Raw genomic sequence first — 16,416 nt, forward strand, 5'->3', positions numbered from 1 at the left:
CATTCATAATAAGCATTATGAATGTTTTTATTTTGCAACATCCATCTAATCAGATTAACAGATGAAATTTATTGTTTCTTCCTCTACTTTGTTAAAGCAATTACAACAGATCAGCGGGGTTATTAACTCCAATACGGTACTGCCCATACTGGAGGATTTTCTTTTCCTGATCGACAAGAACCAGTTAACGGTGGTTGCTACCGACCTTGAAACTGTAATGAAGGTAAAGCTGGAGGTAGAAGCCAAAGAAAGCGGCCGTATCTGTATCCCGGCAAAGATCCTGATGGACTCCCTGAAGAACCTGCCGGATCAGCCGCTGACCTTTCATGTTGACCTGAATACTTATGCCGTTGAGATCACTTCCGACAACGGTAAGTACAAGGTGATGGGTGAGAATCCCGAGAACTTCCCCAAGGAGCCTACGGCAGATGATACCACCTCATTTACGCTGGTGTCTTCCGCGCTGGTAACCGCCATCAATAAAACGCTGTTCGCCGTAAGTAACGACGATCTGCGCCCGGCTATGACAGGTGTTTACTTTGAGCTTGCCAACAACAGCCTCACTTTTGTAGCCACCGATGCACACCGCCTGGTAAAGTACGTGAGAACAGACGCCAACTGTCCGCAGACAGATACCTTCATCGTACCTAAAAAGCCGCTGAACCTGCTGAAATCAGCCTTGCCGGATAATGAAAGTGAAGTAAAGATCTCCTACAGCCAGAACCACTTCTTTGTATCGCACGATGGCGCCCAGATGATCTGCCGGCTGATAGACGCGCGTTTCCCCGATTACAAAGTAGTAATACCAAAAGATAATCCTTACCGCCTTACCGTAGCAAAATCTGATTTCCAGAATGCGCTGAAACGGGTAAGCGTGTTTGCCAATAAAAGCACTAACCAGGTAGCGCTGAATATTACAGGCAGCGAACTGCAGCTGACGGCGCAGGATGTGGACTTCTCCTTTGAGGGTACAGAACGCATGGGCTGCCAGTACAGCGGCGATGATATGCAGATTGCTTTCAACGCAAAATTCCTGATTGAAATGCTGAACGCTGCAGAAGGCGATGAGATCAGCATTGAACTCTCCACGCCCACCAAAGCAGGTATCCTGAAGCCATCTGAAAAACAGGAAAACGAAGACCTCCTGATGCTGGTGATGCCGCTGATGCTGAATAATTAACTTTTAGCGATTAGCTGTTAGCTGTTAGCATAAAGCACGCTCCGGTAGCCAACAGCTAACCGCCAAAAGCCAATAGCTAATTTCATCTATATATAAAGCAATCTCTCACAAAGGGGTTGCTTTTTTCTTTACTGTGGTGCACTCTGCCGCAAAATAATCCGCTCAAAATATCGTAATTTAAGGTAGCAAAACAGACAGGACAGTAACTAAAAAAGGCAGGACAGTAACTAATCGCGTGATGTAGTTCCATAGCGAAAGCTACATTCATTTATTCAATTGCCCGGAAAGAGTCATGGAGGCATTCTTCGAAAATATACCCCCAACTTACCGCAGTGCATTACTGGTGGCAGGGCTCTTGTTGTTATGGATCATAGAAGGGTTCATTCCCCGGTTCCGTTTCAGCAACAACCGATACCGCCATGCGGGCACGAGTATCTTCTTTTCGGTAACTACCGTTCTCGTTAATGCAGGATTTGCATTTGCGGTGGTAAAGGCTGCTGAATGGACAGGCAGCACGCAGTTCGGCCTCTTATACTGGTTAGGCGTTCCTGCCTGGCTGCATGTTATCCTGGCGTTACTGATGCTGGATTTCCTGGGGGCCTACCTGATCCACCTGGTGCTGCACAAGGTAGCGTGGATGTGGCATTTTCATAAGATCCACCACATTGATACCAGTATAGACGTTACTTCGGCGCTGCGGCACCACCCGGTAGAAAGTGTGTTCAGGGTAGCTGCACTGATCGTAGCGGTTGTGAGCATGGGTATTCCCATCTGGATGGTGATGCTGTACCAAAGCGTATCTGCACTGATGTCTCAGTTCAACCACGCCAATATAAAACTACCGGGCTGGCTGGACAAAGGCCTGAGCTGGGTGATCGTATCGCCAGACATGCATAAGGTGCATCACAGCCGGTATCAACCTGAAACTGATTCTAATTACGCTAATATATTTTCAATATGGGACCGCATGCTTGGCACGTTTGTGAGCGTACCGGATACCACCCGCATCCGTTACGGACTGGATGAATACCAGGACGCGCGGTACCAGGAGATAGGCGTCCTATTGAAAGTGCCCTGGGAAAAAACAAATGTGCTGATGGAGCAACAGCCAGTTAATTCATGATGGAGAAATATTCATTCCTGTAATCTATAATTAAATAGTGATATGGCAACACAACATCACATTGCTTCAACAAAAATAGCAGGCTTCATAGGCCTGTTTGTAGGCGTTATTGCCGCTATTGCTTCTTTTGTCACCAAGAGCCCTAATACCGCAATTGTACTCGGTAGTGTTGGCGCAGTTGTTAGTATCTTTTGTATGTGGAAATCCCGCAAGAACATTGACGACATGCAGCTGGCTACAGCCGGGCTATTTATGGCGGTGGTATCTGTGGTGGTAGGTTTGTGGCTGATATATAGTTGAGAAAGCGATACAAAGCAAAAATAAGCTGTGTATTTCTCTGCAAGGGAAGGGCAGTTTATTTTTGCTTTTTCCCCTTTACCCGTCCCGCCGGTTCTATCTTCTTCTCATATTTTTCCAGGTATCCTTCTGCCGCATTCACAGGAAATATCACCAGCGTGGTATCTGTCAGATCTTTAATGATCGTAGTGTCTACCGTGGCGGCAGAATCTTTCTGCTCTACCCCTTCTGTATGGTGCCATAACAGCAATGTATCTTTTGAAAGGGCCCATTTTTCATACACCAGCGTATACATGTTGATGGATTGCGCACTGCCATCCTTGCGGAGGTCAAAGCCCTGCGTTTCCTTGTCGCGGCCGGCTACCGGGCGCATCCACTTGCCTGTGAGCACCTGTGGCTCATAGCTGATGGTATCCGCCTTAATAAACGAAGTATCGGGGAAGGGTGCAATACCCGTGCTGTCAGCCTGTTTCAGCAGGCTGCTGTCAACATCCGCAAGCGTATCAGTTGCCGTTTTCACAGATTGGGTCTGCTGGTTGCAGGCCAGTGAGGTAAGTACCATTGCGGCAAGTAACAGGTTCCTGTTCATATATTTTCAAATATACCAAAATAAAAATCCCAAATTCTAAATACCAAATTCCAAATTCCAGATCTTAAATCTGGCTTTAGCATAAGTTGTGTCACAAATGGTATTAAGTATTTGGAATTTGGTATTTGGGATTTGCATTTTAGTCCCCTATCTTTACGGTCACTTTAGGGGTGTTTCCCGGAGCGATTACCGGGAAGCTGAGATAATACCCTCAGTACCTGACGCAGCTCATACTGCCGGAGGGAAAAGTTACTGATCATATCTCTTCTTTACACACATCCTTAAAGTTTATTGTTTCATCTAAAATTCCTGTTACACATGGAAGTACTTGTGAACAATAAACTTTATGCGGTGCAGCCAGCCACTACCATTGCTGCACTCTTACAGTTTATTCAACTGCCATCCGCAAAAGGCATTGCCATTGCCATTAACAACCAGGTGGTCCCGAAAGCGCACTGGGATCAGCAAACCCTGCAGGCAGCAGATAAGGTCACGATTATCAGGGCCACACAAGGCGGGTAATTCATTCACCTCTTTTATCAACAGATGATGACCAGCGTATGGATACGCCGGTTGTCCCCTGCTGCATTCCTGTAAGTACGGTAACAAAAATCCTCACAGCAAAAACTTATCAGTTATGGCTCAAGCAACTACTGAGCACAGCATCAGCCGCGCGCCTTTCCCGGCTTCGGAAAAGATCTATGTACCCGGACAACTGCATGACATCAAAGTGGCCATGCGTGAAATTACCCTGACCCCTACACGGCCCACCGGCAGGAACGGCGATGCTGTTTCCAATGCACCGGTAGTGGTGTATGATACCAGCGGGCCCTACACAGATCCGGCCGTCGATATCGACGTCCATAAAGGCCTGCCACGCCTGCGGGAACCCTGGATACAGCAGCGCAATGACACGGAACCTTTATCACAGCTCAGCTCTGCATACGGCCGCAAACGCCTGGATGATGCATCGTTGGATGCACTGCGTTTTGCCCACCTGCAAACACCGCTGCGCGCTAAAGCAGGGCGAAATGTTTCACAAATGCATTACGCACGACAGGGCGTTATCACCCCGGAAATGGAATACATCGCCATCCGTGAGAACCAGTGCGCAGAACAACTGTTCCGCGAAAACAATGAACTATGGCAGCAGCACAAAGGACATTCCTTTGGCGCCAATACACCGGTTCAATTCATCACGCCTGAATTTGTACGACAGGAAGTGGCCGCCGGCAGGGCCATCATCCCTTCCAATATCAATCACCCGGAAAGCGAGCCCATGATCATCGGGCGTAATTTCCTGGTAAAGATCAACGCCAACATCGGCAATTCTGCCGTTAGCTCCGGTATTGAAGAAGAAGTGGAAAAAGCCGTATGGGCCTGTCGCTGGGGCGCAGATACTATTATGGATCTGAGCACGGGAAAACATATTCACGAAACGCGCGAATGGATCATCCGCAACTCGCCCGTACCCATTGGTACGGTACCTATCTACCAGGCGCTGGAAAAAGTGAACGGCAAAGCCGAAGAGCTGAACTGGGAACTGTTCCGCGATACGCTCATAGAACAGGCAGAACAGGGTGTTGACTACTTCACCATCCACGCGGGGGTACTGCTGCGCTATGTACCGCTTACGGCTAAACGTACCACCGGTATTGTAAGCCGCGGCGGCTCCATTATGGCTAAATGGTGCCTGGCCCATCATAAGGAGAATTTCCTGTACACGCATTTTGAAGAGATCTGCGAGATCATGAAAGCCTATGATGTTGCCTTCTCCCTGGGTGATGGCCTGCGGCCCGGCAGTATTGCAGACGCCAATGACGCCGCACAGTTCGGTGAGCTGGAAACACTGGGCGAACTCACCAAACAGGCCTGGCAGCATGATGTCCAGGTGATGATCGAAGGCCCCGGACACGTTCCCATGCAACTCATCAAAGTAAATATGGAGCAGCAACTGCAGCATTGCCACGAAGCGCCATTCTATACGCTTGGTCCGCTGACTACAGATATTGCACCCGGCTATGACCATATCACCTCCGCCATTGGCGCCGCTATGATAGGCTGGTTTGGTACTGCCATGCTCTGCTACGTTACACCTAAAGAGCATCTTGGTTTGCCTGATAAGGAAGATGTAAGGCAGGGTGTGATTGCTTACAAAATTGCCGCGCATGCGGCAGACCTGGCCAAAGGCCACCCGGGTGCGCAACACCGCGACAATGCCCTGAGCAAGGCCAGGTTTGAGTTCCGCTGGGAAGACCAGTTCAACCTCTCGCTGGACCCTGAAACTGCGCGGGCCTATCACGATGAAACATTACCTGCAGAAGGCGCCAAGATCGCGCATTTCTGCTCCATGTGCGGCCCTCATTTCTGTTCTATGAAGATCACGCAGGAAGTACGTGATTTTGCCAGCTCGCAGGGCGTAAGCGAAGCGGATGCACTGAACGCAGGTATGGAAGCCCAGGCCGAAGCATTTAAAGTACAGGGCGGAGAGATCTATTTGTAAAACGTCCATGATATATCTGAGCAATAGCATGATACTGGTCATCACACAGGCAGGTCATCTACCCGGTGAAACGGAGTGCTGGAAGGAGCTGATTGCAGCGGGGGCAGACGCCATCCTGCTGCGTAAGCCCGGCTGGACGGAAGATGATTATGCCCATCTGCTGGAGGAGGCCGACCCTGTTGTGTATCCGCAACTGCTGATCGCACAGCATTACCAGCTGCAACAGCGTTATGGTTTGCGCGGCGTACACTTCAGTGAAAGCCTGCGCAACAGCACACTGCCGCAACAGCTGGAGGCCCTGCGCAACGAAGAGTGTTTGCTCAGCACGGGTATCCATTATGGCAATACTCCCACAGGTATGCAGACAGTATGGGATCTCCTGCTGTTAAGTCCTGTGTTTGACAGTATTTCCAAGCCCGGGTATAAGGGGCTGGCGGACCAGGGCTTTCACCGGAACAACGAGCCATGGGCAGCAGGCAATTCGCCGTCCCGGCTGATTGCGCTGGGAGGCATTCACCAACACAATGCTGCACTAGCAAAACAAATGGGCTTTGACGGCATTGCCTTACTGGGCGCGGTGTGGCAGAAGGCCGGTAATGCAGTGGAACATTTCATAGAAATCAAAAAAGCATGGAACGGGATCGCCCATACGTAATGAGCCTGGCAGGGCTGGACCCCAGCGGGGGCGCCGGGCTGCTGGCAGACATCAAGACCTTTGAGGCCCAGCACACCTATGGGTTGGGGGTTTGTACGGCACTTACGGTACAGACAGATCAGCAGTTCATTTCGGCAGACTGGCTGCCGGCGGAACGTATTATTGCCCAGGCGGAACCGCTGCTCAAAAAGTTCGTGCCGGGTTATTGCAAAATAGGCATCATGGGCAACATAGCTACCCTGCTGGAAGTATTGCAGGCCCTGCATACCCTGCGGCCGGGCATCCGCATTGTGCTGGATCCTGTGCTGAAAGCATCTGCGGGGTTCCGTTTTCATGAAGACGGTCAGGCTGTTGCATGGAAGGCGGTACTGCCTTACCTCTACCTGCTCACTCCCAACTATAACGAAGTACTGGCGCTCAGCAACCAGCCTCCGGAGGCAGACGGACAGGCAGCTGCCCGGGCTCTCAGCAGGCATTGCGCCGTACTGCTTAAAGGAGGGCACCGGCCCGGCCGCTATGGCTGGGACACGCTCTACCAGGCAGATGGCGAAACTGACCTTGCGCCGGGCAGGCAATCCGTAACTGCCAAACACGGTTCAGGCTGTGTACTGTCTGCCGCCATCACGGCGCAACTGGCCAGGGGGCATTCCCTGCCGGAGGCCTGTGTTAACGGCAAAGCGTATACGGAAAAATTCCTGGGCAGTCATTCATCACTATTAGGATATCATTTATTATGATCAGCAACTTACATTACATATCACAACAAACAAACAGCGCAGACCACACGGACAATATCAAAGCCGCCTGCGACGCAGGCTGCAAATGGATACAGCTGCGCATTAAGCACAGCAGCGCTGAAGCCGTGATGCCCGCCGCCCTGGCGGCAAAGAAGATCTGCGATGCCTACCAGGCAAAGCTGATCATCAACGACTACCCGCAGGTGGCCAAAGCCGTGGAAGCCCATGGCGTGCATGTAGGCAAAAACGATATGACAGTAGCGGCCGCAAGGGCCATCACCGGTCCGGGATTCATCATCGGCGGCACTGCCAATACACTGGCAGACATACTGCAGCACGTAAAAGATGAAGCCAGCTATGTAGGGGTGGGGCCTTACCGCTTTACCACCACCAAGCAGCATCTAAGTCCCATACTGGGCCTGGAAGGTATTGCGCATATTATACAACAGCTGAAAGCGTTGGGTATATCTATCCCCGTTATAGCCATCGGCGGCATATTACAGGAAGACATACCTGCCTTACAGGCAGCAGGCGTATACGGCGTGGCGGTAAGCGGCCTGATAACGCAAGCGGCAAACAAACAACAAATGGTCAGGAATATTTATGAAATGTTCGACAGTTTAAAGGTTTGATAGTTTAACACGTTCGCAAAGGGGTGTTATTTCAGGGAGAGGCTTCAGGTGTTCAACATTCAAACCATCAAACCATCAAACTTTCAAACGCTCAAACAATTTAAACATTCAAACATGAAATGTCTCGAAATAGCCGGACGCAGTTTTCAATCCCGCCTGTTCACCGGCACGGGTAAATTCTCCTCTGCAGCCGTGATGGAACAGGCATTGCTGGCTTCCGGCTCAGAGCTGGTAACGGTAGCGCTTAAACGGGTGGATATGCATAACCAGGCGGATGATATGCTGCAGCATCTTACCCATCCGCAGCTGCAGCTGCTGCCCAATACTTCGGGTGTGCGGACAGCAAAGGAAGCGGTATATGCGGCACAGCTGGCGCGTGAAGCGCTGGAGACCAACTGGGTGAAACTGGAGATCCACCCCGACCCGCGCTACCTGCTGCCAGACCCGGTGGAAACGCTGGCAGCAGCGGAGGCACTGGTAAAACTGGGATTCATAGTACTGCCTTATGTACACGCTGACCCGGTATTATGCAAACGCCTGGAAGAAGCGGGCACTGCTGCAGTAATGCCGCTGGGCGCTCCTATTGGCAGCAACAAGGGCCTCAGGACCTTCGATTTCCTGGAGATCATTATTGAACAAAGCCGGGTACCCGTGGTGATTGATGCAGGGATAGGACGCCCTTCTGATGCTGCCAGGGCAATGGAAATGGGAGCAGACGCGGTACTGGTGAATACGGCCATTGCTGTAGCGCAAAACCCGGTGCAGATGGCCATCGCATTCAAAGACGCAGTAACAGCGGGCAGAATGGCCTATGAGGCAGGGTTGCCGGTTATAAAGCAGGAAGCAGCCGCCAGCAGTCCGTTAGTGGCATTTCTGGATGAAGAAAATGTTTGAAACGAATCAACATGCAAACAAGTTTTAAAGACATATTTGATCAGTATGACTGGGATACTGTAAAAGCGGATATTTACAGTAAGACGGCCCAGGATGTGGAACGGGCGCTGGGGGCAGCGAAGCGGGGCCTGGAAGATTTCAAGGCGCTGCTCTCTCCTGCCGCTATGCCTTACCTGGAGCAAATGGCGCAGCTCAGTCATCGCCTTACGCTGCAGCGTTTTGGTAATACCATGCAGCTGTACATTCCCTTGTATCTTTCCAACGAGTGCCAGAACATCTGCACCTATTGCGGCTTCAGCCTGGATAATAAAATACACCGCAAAACGCTGCATGAAGCCGAGATACTGCAGGAGGTAAAAGCGATCAAGGCGATGGGCTATGAACACGTGCTGCTGGTAACAGGAGAAGCCTGGCAAACGGTAGGACCGGACTACTTCAAAACTGCCCTGCAGCTGGTGCGCCCGCACTTCTCACATATCAGCATGGAAGTGCAGCCCATGGATGAAGAAGAATATGCCGAGTTGATTCCATTGGGATTGCAAAGCGTACTGGTATACCAGGAAACCTATCACCGCGCTGATTATAAGCTGCATCACCCGAAAGGCCGTAAATCCAATTTTGACTACCGGCTGGAAACGCCGGACCGCCTGGGAAGGGCAGGTATCCATAAGATAGGTTTAGGAGTGCTGATAGGACTGGAAGACTGGCGGACAGACAGTTTTTTTACCGCGCTGCACCTGCAGTACCTGGAAAAGACCTACTGGCAAACCCGCTACAGCATTTCCTTTCCGAGGTTGCGCCCCTGTTCAGGCGGTCTGCCTCCCAAGATGGAAATGAAAGACCGCGAGCTGGTACAGCTGATCTGCGCCTACCGCCTGCTGGATGCTGATGTAGAACTGAGTCTTTCTACCAGGGAATCAGCACACTTCAGGAACCATGTGATCAAACTGGGCATCACTACCATGAGCGCAGGTTCCAAAACCAACCCGGGCGGGTATGCCAGCGATTTGCAGTCACTGGAGCAATTTGAAATATCAGATGAGCGCAGCGCAAATACGATCGCCGGTATGCTGCGGCAGCAGGGCTATGAACCGGTGTGGAAAGACTGGGATAGATCATTCAGCTGTTAACTATTAGCCGCTAGCTATTAGCTTTTAGCAAAACACAGTAGCTAATAGCCAGCAGCCAATAGCAAAAAAAAAAGTGCCCTCCACCGGGTAGGAGGAAGGCACTGTTAAAACCTAAATCCATTAATCATTAAAACTTAATTGGGAGGTTACTTATAAATATAAGCAGCAGCCATCATACTATTCAAATTTAAGCTGCTCCTTATGAACAACCTACTGGCAAACCCGAATGAATAAAATGAATAAGATCATGGGGTCTGCACAGCTCAATGGTCGCGTTAGCTAACCTTCTCCATATCCCTGTAAGTTTTAATGGTATCGTGTGAGCGCCTGAGCGCACCTTTCTGGTTAGCGATGAGTTCCCTCAGGCTGTAGGGCATGGGGGTATCGGAACGGAGCGCTTCTTCATATGCCCGCTGGGCGGCATCTTCTCCATACTCACAGCTGGCCAGGATTGCATGGCGGCTATCGCCGGAGAAGGTGGCCTTTACATCCATCCATGCACGGTAAATCTTACCGGAAACGGTGGTACCGGTTTCGAAATCACCACCCAGTTTTACCCGCTCTTCATTCAGCTGCCCCTCATAAGTACGGCTTTCATCTATCATACGCTGGAATAATGCCTTCAGGTCTGCATCATCCGTTTGTGCCATTGCTTTTTCATAGCCTTCTATACGATCATTGTTGATCTTTACGAGGTCGCTTAACAGCTCCGCTAATTTTTCATTCTGTTGCATGGTTTATATGTTTTGATGTTTGTAAATGTGGTTATTTGCCGTTATCGTAAACTGCATTTTTCTAAACTATATTTCCAAAAATGCTACCAGTTGGAAACGCCGTCCGGACCACTCTTTCCTGCAGGATTTCAGGGCCCGGCGATGACCTATTTTTTGCACGCATGGTGGAATCCGTTCCACAATAACAGGCGCAGATAAAGGCTTTTTTACAATGCTATATTATTAGTAATAAGGGGCTTGAGTGTTGGCACAGAATTTTAACTATACCTGTTAACTAAAACACGTAGTATATGAGAAGCATACTGTATCTGATAGCCGTTATCCTGATCATAGGATGGGTTTTAGGCTTTTTTGTATATTCTGCCGGTGGCCTTATACATGCTTTACTGGTATTGGCAATTATAGCCGTATTACTGAGTGTGATCCGTGGAAGGGCGCCTGTAGATTGATGAAGCCGGTTTAAACTGGTATTAATTTCTATAGCCGATATGAAGAATGAATAGCCGGTAATGCACTTTTACCGGTGATTCATTCTTCTTTCGTTTTATGGCGCATAGCTGAATGAGTTAGGCAGCACCCAGCGTGCCTTATATATTTTCAGGCCTTCTCCAAAGAAGATGCGTTTTCCAGTTGTATCTATCACTTCGTCTGTCCACCAGGAGGTCTTGGGTTTTATAATGATCACCGGTACTCCGGCGGGGCCGCTGCTAATGCTTTTAATATGTGCCTGGTAGGGCGTATTGCACTGTTCCGGCTGATGGGCGGATAGTTTATACTTGTATACATGCGTGGTATTGGTGAGCCACAATGCGTCTTCTCCGTACACGGGAAAAAGATCATGTGCTTCGGTACCCGGCAATGCGATCACGGTATCCGGGATGAGATCCGGCTGCGCTTTATTGAAATTATAGCGGAAGGCTTTCAGTTCAGACATGGCTGCAGACCAGAGTAATTTGCGTTGTTTGTCCCACACTACATTGTGCCCGAAAGCAATGGGAATCTTCTTACTATATATCTCTCCGGGAGCGTGAAGCGTATCAACGCTGAACAGCATAAGATAGTTGTCTGTGCTGGATGCCGTTACAATATTACCATCGGGCAATAGTTCTGCAGAGTGGGTATTGCCTCCTGCATAGGCGTAGAAAACCGTTTTCTTATCGGCTATGCGCACCAATGCCACGCCGCCGCCGGAGGCGCAGGTAAGCACGTATTTCCCGTCGTATACCACCTTTGCTTCACTTGGGTTATTGAACCACTTCATGTGCGCAGGTTTTACATTGGAAAGCGCGGGTTTCCACTCCCAGATGATCTGCTGTGCAGGTACATCGGCAATGACTATACGGTGTTGTGATTGTTCTGCAAGTACAATACGTTGTGCGGAAGTGTCTGCGGGAAGCAGTGCGGTGGCGGCGCAAATCAGCCAGTTGATCATGGTCATCTCTGTTATCTCGAAATATGGTAACCGGCGCTATCCTGAGAAAGCTGCAGACGGTTCAGTTCAGCAATGGTTTTCAGTATGCCGTTTACGGCATCTTTCCTGCTGATGGTTCCTGTAAAGTAGTACTTCTTTAACTGCTGAGCGGAATAGCTGATATGGACGTTGTAAACGGTTTCAAACTTTCTGAGCACCTGTGGCAGTGGTACATTGGTAAACAGGAGCTCTTCGCCGTTCTCTGCAATGCTGCCTTTTAACGTTGCCGGCTTTACGCTTCCGGGAGCAGGCCCGTACCTGTAAACGGTGAGCGCGTGCTGTCCTTTGTTGAAAGCGCATTCCTGTCCGGGTGTTAAATAGACAATGCCTTTTCCGGCTTGAGCTCCTGTTGTTTTTACCATTACCTTACCGGTCAGCAATCTTACTTTCACGGCTGAATCGCCTTTATAGGCGCTGACCCTGAAGGCTGTTCCGAGTACGGTGGTTGCTACATTTTCAGAATATACAGTAAATGGTCGTCCCTTGTCCTGTGCTACATTGAAAGTGGCTGCGCCCTCCAGGGAGAGCGAGCGTTGCGTCCGGGTAAACCCGGGCGTCCATCGCAGGGAGCTGTATTGCTCCAGTGCTACATCGGAACCATCGGGCAGTGTAATATGCCTGACGGTGGTTCCTGTATTGGTGACTACAGTGTCCTGTATTTGCTGGTGACTGGCTAACAGCGGCTGCAGGTCTTTTACCTGATGATGATGCTGCCACCAGTAAGCGCCCGCTGATAGTAAAAGCGCAACGGCTGCTGCCCAGGCGCTATAGCGGCGGATGCGTACTATTTTTGCCTCCCGGTGCACTTCCTCCAGCATGGCGTTGCTGTGTTGAGGGTGCAGGTGGCCTTGCGGCTCATATGCTTCCCACTCCTCTCCGGGCAGCCATGCTTCCAGTTCTTCCGGGTGTTGTTCCAGATACTTCCCCACTGCAGACGCTTCTTCTGCAGTACATTGGTTGTGAAAAAATTTCTCTATTAATGCACGGGTGATCTTCATCTGGCAAAAATATGACCCAGTTTAAGATATACTACGCAGCAAAAGGAGGCTACACCCACCGTCATTAAAAAAATATTAGGGCTTTATTTTCCAGCGGCCAGCTGGTTGAAAAAGAAGTAGTTAAAGGAACGCCGCGATGATCAGTACCAGGGCGATGGACTCCCGGAGCTGTTTGATAGCGCGGTTCACCTGGTTCTCCACGGTTTTAAGTGAGATGGAAAGGTGGGCGGCTATCTCCCGGTTGGAAAAGCCTTTAATGCGGAACTGGATGATCTTCTTTCTTTCAGGGGAAAGGTGCTCCATGGCGCGGTGCATGATATCCAGCGTTTCTCTTTCCTGGGCTGCGCGGGAGTTATCCGGCAGTTCGGGCAGCTGATCGGTTGCTATGGGAATAGCGCGGTGCTGGGCTTTACGGCGCAGTACATCTATCAGGGTGGTGCGGGCAATACGGAAGATCTGTTGTGAAAGCGGCAGTGTTTCGTTCAGGTGGCTGCGGTAACGCCAAAGTTTGATGAAGGTAAGCTGTACCAGTTCTGTGGCCACATCGGCATCCGTTGTCCGCTTCAGGAAATAGAAATACAGTTTCTCATGAAACGCGTAATACACTTCCTCAAAAGCAGCGATCGTACCTGATCTTATGGCGGCAATCTGGTCCACGGTCTGGTGTTGCATAAGGTTAATGCCGTATATCGGCGTAAATACTCCAATGAGCCGGCAAATCAGAACATAGATACAATTTTTCCACGGGAAATAAAAAGATTCAGCAGGGTTTCCGGCGGGAAAAATGCGGCCCCATAAACCGCGAAAAGCGGCTAACACAGCAGGGTTGAGCATTACAGCGATAGTTGTTTTAACGTATGTTAGCTAAAGAATTTTTGACAGCAGGGTTGTAATACTGCCTGTAAGATTGGCGCGGCGCTTGCGTAATTTTACGCATGGCAAAAATGAGCGCAGGCATATTATTGTACCGTTACCGCGGCGATGTGCTGCAGGTGTTCCTGGTGCACCCGGGAGGGCCGTTCTGGGCCAAAAAGGATGCAGGCGCATGGTCTATACCCAAAGGAGAATACGAGCCTGGAGAAGCGCCCCTGGCGGCTGCGCTGCGGGAGTGGGAAGAAGAGACCGGTATTCCCCTTGCGGCTTTACCTGCCTCATTTATTGCACTGGAACCCATTAAACAAAAGGGCGGTAAAACCGTATACGCCTGGGCCCTGGAAGGAGATACAGACCCGGCAGCCATCCGCAGCAACACCTTTGAGATGGAATGGCCGCCCCGCTCCGGCAAAAAAGCCAGTTTCCCGGAAGTAGACAAATCGGGCTGGTTTGACATTGCGGAGGCCAGGCAGAAAATACTGGAAAGCCAGCAACCGATAATTGAGGCGTTACTGGAAAAGTTGAACGGTTGACGTTTGAGGTTTGTTAGGTGTTGGAAGTTTTGATCAGTGACCAGGCTGATTATTGGTGAACCTGAACGTCAATCCATCTTAACATATGTGATGATAACAACACCATTATACAAAGGGCATTGCTTTGTATTTACGGGCGGTCCCGGTGCAGGGAAAACCTCCGTGATAGAAGTACTGGAACAAAAGGGCTACCCCTGTATACCGGAGGTGGCGCGGCAGATCATACGGCAGCAGGTGGCCAGTAATGGGCCGGGAGTACCCTGGAAAGATATGCAGCTGTATACGCAGCTGATGCAGGAACAAACCATTGCGGTTTTTGATACGGCACCCTCGGCGAGTGCAGGGCCCTGCTTTTTTGACCGTGGACTACCGGATGTGATCTGTCATGCGCAGCTTAATGATCTGCCCGTGGATCCGGAACTTAAAACGGCTACCTATCAGCTGCGTTACAACCAGCAGGTATTCCTGTTCCCGCCATGGGAAGAGATCTATCAAACAGATGCAGAACGGAAACAAAGTTTTGAAACGGCGATTGCTACTTACGAGGTGCTGAAAAATGTGTATAGAAAATATGATTATGTACTGGTAGAGGTACCTAAAATGTCAATAGCAGACCGGGTGGAATTTGTGCTGGAGGAAGCCCAGAAGTATTGACCTGTTACAATAAAAAGCCCGTAGCTTACAGCGGCTGCGGGCTTATAGCAACATTTATTCAGCTTGTTTATACCGCGTCTGACAGGGAGGTAAAAGTAAAATCCCTCAGCTTCATGGGCGGGATCAGGTAACTACGGTAAGACTCCACGCTGATGGTCCTTTCCGGTTTGCCCAATGCCTCTACATTATTCAGCATGATCACCGGGCTTTCGTTAAACCTGAAATTCTTGATGGGGTGTTTGATCACACCGTTCTCAATGTAAAAAGTTCCGTCGCGGGTAAGGCCCGTGAGCAGCAATGTCTGCGGATCTACCATACGGATGTACCAGAGGCGCGATACCAGGATGCCGCGTTCAGTGCTTTTGATCAGCTCTTCGAGCGAAGCATTGCCGCCTTCCATGATGATATTGCTGGGACCAGGTACCGGCTTCACCCCTTTCTTTTGTGCCCAGAAACGGGAATAGGCCAGGTTCTTTACCGTGCCTTTTTCTATCCAGCTGATCTTTTCCAGGGGAGCGCCTTCGTTATTCCAGGTGGACACGGGCAGCTCCGGGTGGAAGGGATCGGAGTAGATGGTCACTTTTTCATCCATCAGCTGTTCGCCCAGGCGGTTGCCGCCACCGGGTTTGCTCATAAAGCTGCGGCCTTCGTCTGCATTGCGGGCATCCAGCGCGCGGAACATATTCTCCATCATATACGCAGCGGCCACGGGTTCCAGTATCACGGTATATTTTCCGGGCTCGATCGCTTTTGCATCTGCAGAGCCATTGGCTTTGGAAGCGGCTATTTTGGTAGCGGTATAGGTATCCAGCTTGCTGATATCATTATAGCCGCGTGCGGCGTACCCCGAACCGGTACCAGCCTGGTTGCGGGTAGTAACGCTGAAAATAACATCTGTATTGGTATTATAGGCGAACAGTCCTTTTGAGTTCATCATCGCTTCAAAGGTGGTGCTGTTCTCCAGGAAGCCGGCTGCCTCCAGCTTCTCTTCTTTAGAAACCTGTATACTTTTTGCCACGGCTGCTGCCCGGGTATCAGGGGTGATGGCAGCGGTTGCGGGTACATAGGTAACGCTCTCCTGGTAGGTCTGAGGACCCAGCAGCGGCATATGTTCCGGATCTTCAGGCGCCAGCTGTGCCAGCTCTTCTGAGCGGCGTACGGCTTTTTCCAGGGAAGCATCATCAAACTCGTTGATGGTGGTGCTTCCTGTTCTTTTACCGAAGGTGGAACGGACCGTCAGTTCCAGGGTGCTCATATCACCGGCTGTAGATACCGCGTTACGGGCATAGCGGATATTGCCGCCTTCCCGGCCACCCAGCCGCACCGCACACTCATCGGCTTTGGAAAAGCCCAATACTTTTTTGAGCAGTACCTGTGCTTCTTCTTTCTTTAGTATAGCCATAGTAAGGTTAA

The 16,416-nt window shown here is 50.3% G+C and carries 19 protein-coding genes and 1 riboswitch; of the genes, 13 read left to right on the forward strand and 6 right to left on the reverse strand.

The window, feature by feature from the left end:
• Positions 1-61: 61 nt before the first annotated feature.
• The 3 genes from dnaN to Q0577_RS13225 all read left to right on the forward strand — a co-directional run bounded on the left by dnaN (position 62) and on the right by Q0577_RS13225 (position 2,603).
• Positions 62-1,180, forward strand: coding sequence for a DNA polymerase III subunit beta (gene dnaN, locus Q0577_RS13215; RefSeq protein ID WP_298737048.1), 1,119 nt, complete (start codon positions 62-64; stop codon positions 1,178-1,180).
• 292 nt (positions 1,181-1,472) lie between these two features.
• Positions 1,473-2,303: a sterol desaturase family protein gene (locus Q0577_RS13220; protein ID WP_298737051.1), complete on the forward strand. Its 831-nt coding sequence runs from the start codon at positions 1,473-1,475 to the stop codon at positions 2,301-2,303.
• Positions 2,304-2,345: 42 nt separating this feature from the next.
• Positions 2,346-2,603 carry a hypothetical protein gene (locus Q0577_RS13225; protein ID WP_298737053.1) on the forward strand — a complete coding sequence of 86 codons (258 nt, stop codon included), beginning with the start codon at positions 2,346-2,348 and terminating at the stop codon, positions 2,601-2,603.
• A 55-nt stretch (positions 2,604-2,658) separates the two neighbouring features.
• Here the strand turns inward: Q0577_RS13225 and Q0577_RS13230 are convergent, their stop codons facing one another.
• Positions 2,659-3,189 (reverse strand): lipocalin family protein, encoded by a 531-nt coding sequence (locus tag Q0577_RS13230; RefSeq protein ID WP_298737056.1) that lies wholly within the window; start codon positions 3,187-3,189, stop codon positions 2,659-2,661.
• Between the two features lie 156 nt (positions 3,190-3,345).
• A riboswitch (TPP riboswitch) is annotated at positions 3,346-3,451 on the forward strand.
• Positions 3,452-3,507: 56 nt separating this feature from the next.
• Between Q0577_RS13230 and thiS the strand changes: the two genes are divergently transcribed.
• From thiS to thiH, 7 genes are all read left to right on the forward strand, one after another.
• A complete protein-coding gene (gene thiS, locus Q0577_RS13235; RefSeq protein WP_298737058.1) occupies positions 3,508-3,711 on the forward strand; it encodes a sulfur carrier protein ThiS in 204 nt (67 codons plus the stop codon).
• A gap of 115 nt (positions 3,712-3,826) precedes the next feature.
• Positions 3,827-5,692, forward strand: a complete 1,866-nt coding sequence (thiC, locus tag Q0577_RS13240) for a phosphomethylpyrimidine synthase ThiC (RefSeq protein ID WP_298737060.1) — start codon at positions 3,827-3,829, stop codon at positions 5,690-5,692.
• A gap of 28 nt (positions 5,693-5,720) precedes the next feature.
• Complete coding sequence (locus tag Q0577_RS13245; protein ID WP_298737063.1) at positions 5,721-6,347, forward strand: thiamine phosphate synthase; 627 nt, start codon at positions 5,721-5,723, stop codon at positions 6,345-6,347.
• Complete coding sequence (locus Q0577_RS13250) at positions 6,323-7,084, forward strand: hydroxymethylpyrimidine/phosphomethylpyrimidine kinase (protein WP_298737066.1); 762 nt, start codon at positions 6,323-6,325, stop codon at positions 7,082-7,084. The genes Q0577_RS13245 and Q0577_RS13250 overlap by 25 nt, the downstream gene beginning before the upstream one ends.
• Positions 7,081-7,716 (forward strand): thiamine phosphate synthase, encoded by a 636-nt coding sequence (locus tag Q0577_RS13255; protein WP_298737068.1) that lies wholly within the window; start codon positions 7,081-7,083, stop codon positions 7,714-7,716. Before Q0577_RS13250 ends, Q0577_RS13255 begins: the two co-directional genes overlap by 4 nt.
• A 114-nt stretch (positions 7,717-7,830) precedes the next feature.
• Positions 7,831-8,610, forward strand: a complete 780-nt coding sequence (locus Q0577_RS13260) for a thiazole synthase (protein WP_298737071.1) — start codon at positions 7,831-7,833, stop codon at positions 8,608-8,610.
• An 11-nt stretch (positions 8,611-8,621) separates the two neighbouring features.
• Positions 8,622-9,740 carry a 2-iminoacetate synthase ThiH gene (gene thiH / locus Q0577_RS13265; RefSeq protein ID WP_298737074.1) on the forward strand — a complete coding sequence of 373 codons (1,119 nt, stop codon included), beginning with the start codon at positions 8,622-8,624 and terminating at the stop codon, positions 9,738-9,740.
• 275 nt (positions 9,741-10,015) lie between these two features.
• Here thiH and Q0577_RS13270 read toward each other — a convergent pair whose 3' ends face one another.
• Positions 10,016-10,474 carry a PA2169 family four-helix-bundle protein gene (locus Q0577_RS13270; RefSeq protein ID WP_298737077.1) on the reverse strand — a complete coding sequence of 153 codons (459 nt, stop codon included), beginning with the start codon at positions 10,472-10,474 and terminating at the stop codon, positions 10,016-10,018.
• Between the two features lie 290 nt (positions 10,475-10,764).
• On the opposite strand from Q0577_RS13270, the gene Q0577_RS13275 reads away from it, so the two are divergent.
• A complete protein-coding gene (locus Q0577_RS13275) occupies positions 10,765-10,923 on the forward strand; it encodes a lmo0937 family membrane protein (RefSeq protein ID WP_298737078.1) in 159 nt (52 codons plus the stop codon).
• Positions 10,924-11,018: 95 nt separating this feature from the next.
• On the opposite strand, the gene Q0577_RS13280 is transcribed toward Q0577_RS13275, so the two are convergent.
• The 3 genes from Q0577_RS13280 to Q0577_RS13290 form a co-directional block, all read right to left on the reverse strand.
• Positions 11,019-11,906 carry a DUF6528 family protein gene (locus tag Q0577_RS13280; protein WP_298737079.1) on the reverse strand — a complete coding sequence of 296 codons (888 nt, stop codon included), beginning with the start codon at positions 11,904-11,906 and terminating at the stop codon, positions 11,019-11,021.
• An 11-nt stretch (positions 11,907-11,917) separates the two neighbouring features.
• Positions 11,918-12,943, reverse strand: coding sequence for a FecR family protein (locus tag Q0577_RS13285; protein ID WP_298737081.1), 1,026 nt, complete (start codon positions 12,941-12,943; stop codon positions 11,918-11,920).
• Between the two features lie 120 nt (positions 12,944-13,063).
• A complete protein-coding gene (locus tag Q0577_RS13290; protein ID WP_298737083.1) occupies positions 13,064-13,615 on the reverse strand; it encodes a sigma-70 family RNA polymerase sigma factor in 552 nt (183 codons plus the stop codon).
• A 263-nt stretch (positions 13,616-13,878) separates the two neighbouring features.
• On the opposite strand from Q0577_RS13290, the gene Q0577_RS13295 reads away from it, so the two are divergent.
• Positions 13,879-14,349, forward strand: coding sequence for an NUDIX domain-containing protein (locus Q0577_RS13295; protein WP_298737085.1), 471 nt, complete (start codon positions 13,879-13,881; stop codon positions 14,347-14,349).
• 90 nt (positions 14,350-14,439) lie between these two features.
• Complete coding sequence (locus Q0577_RS13300) at positions 14,440-15,003, forward strand: AAA family ATPase (protein WP_298737087.1); 564 nt, start codon at positions 14,440-14,442, stop codon at positions 15,001-15,003.
• A gap of 67 nt (positions 15,004-15,070) precedes the next feature.
• Here the strand turns inward: Q0577_RS13300 and Q0577_RS13305 are convergent, their stop codons facing one another.
• Positions 15,071-16,405, reverse strand: a complete 1,335-nt coding sequence (locus Q0577_RS13305) for a TldD/PmbA family protein (protein WP_298737088.1) — start codon at positions 16,403-16,405, stop codon at positions 15,071-15,073.
• Positions 16,406-16,416 lie beyond the last annotated feature (11 nt).

It is taken from the genome of uncultured Chitinophaga sp., from assembly GCF_937898475.1.
Lineage (GTDB): Bacteria > Bacteroidota > Bacteroidia > Chitinophagales > Chitinophagaceae > Chitinophaga.

Bases quoted from the DNA above. Each gene is read 5' to 3' on its own strand.
- Q0577_RS13280 (WP_298737079.1), bottom strand. From the start codon at position 11,906: ATGATCAACTGGCTGATTTGCGCCGCCACCGCACTGCTTCCCGCAGAC.
- Q0577_RS13270 (WP_298737077.1), bottom strand. From the start codon at position 10,474: ATGCAACAGAATGAAAAATTAGCGGAGCTGTTAAGCGACCTCGTAAAG.
- thiS (WP_298737058.1), top strand. From the start codon at position 3,508: ATGGAAGTACTTGTGAACAATAAACTTTATGCGGTGCAGCCAGCCACT.
- dnaN (WP_298737048.1), top strand. From the start codon at position 62: ATGAAATTTATTGTTTCTTCCTCTACTTTGTTAAAGCAATTACAACAG.
- Q0577_RS13230 (WP_298737056.1), bottom strand. From the start codon at position 3,189: ATGAACAGGAACCTGTTACTTGCCGCAATGGTACTTACCTCACTGGCC.
- Q0577_RS13220 (WP_298737051.1), top strand. From the start codon at position 1,473: ATGGAGGCATTCTTCGAAAATATACCCCCAACTTACCGCAGTGCATTA.
- Q0577_RS13260 (WP_298737071.1), top strand. From the start codon at position 7,831: ATGAAATGTCTCGAAATAGCCGGACGCAGTTTTCAATCCCGCCTGTTC.
- thiH (WP_298737074.1), top strand. From the start codon at position 8,622: ATGCAAACAAGTTTTAAAGACATATTTGATCAGTATGACTGGGATACT.
- Q0577_RS13275 (WP_298737078.1), top strand. From the start codon at position 10,765: ATGAGAAGCATACTGTATCTGATAGCCGTTATCCTGATCATAGGATGG.
- Q0577_RS13285 (WP_298737081.1), bottom strand. From the start codon at position 12,943: ATGAAGATCACCCGTGCATTAATAGAGAAATTTTTTCACAACCAATGT.
- thiC (WP_298737060.1), top strand. From the start codon at position 3,827: ATGGCTCAAGCAACTACTGAGCACAGCATCAGCCGCGCGCCTTTCCCG.
- Q0577_RS13225 (WP_298737053.1), top strand. From the start codon at position 2,346: ATGGCAACACAACATCACATTGCTTCAACAAAAATAGCAGGCTTCATA.
- Q0577_RS13255 (WP_298737068.1), top strand. From the start codon at position 7,081: ATGATCAGCAACTTACATTACATATCACAACAAACAAACAGCGCAGAC.
- Q0577_RS13290 (WP_298737083.1), bottom strand. From the start codon at position 13,615: ATGCAACACCAGACCGTGGACCAGATTGCCGCCATAAGATCAGGTACG.
- Q0577_RS13295 (WP_298737085.1), top strand. From the start codon at position 13,879: ATGGCAAAAATGAGCGCAGGCATATTATTGTACCGTTACCGCGGCGAT.
- Q0577_RS13245 (WP_298737063.1), top strand. From the start codon at position 5,721: ATGATACTGGTCATCACACAGGCAGGTCATCTACCCGGTGAAACGGAG.
- Q0577_RS13250 (WP_298737066.1), top strand. From the start codon at position 6,323: ATGGAACGGGATCGCCCATACGTAATGAGCCTGGCAGGGCTGGACCCC.
- Q0577_RS13305 (WP_298737088.1), bottom strand. From the start codon at position 16,405: ATGGCTATACTAAAGAAAGAAGAAGCACAGGTACTGCTCAAAAAAGTA.
- Q0577_RS13300 (WP_298737087.1), top strand. From the start codon at position 14,440: ATGATAACAACACCATTATACAAAGGGCATTGCTTTGTATTTACGGGC.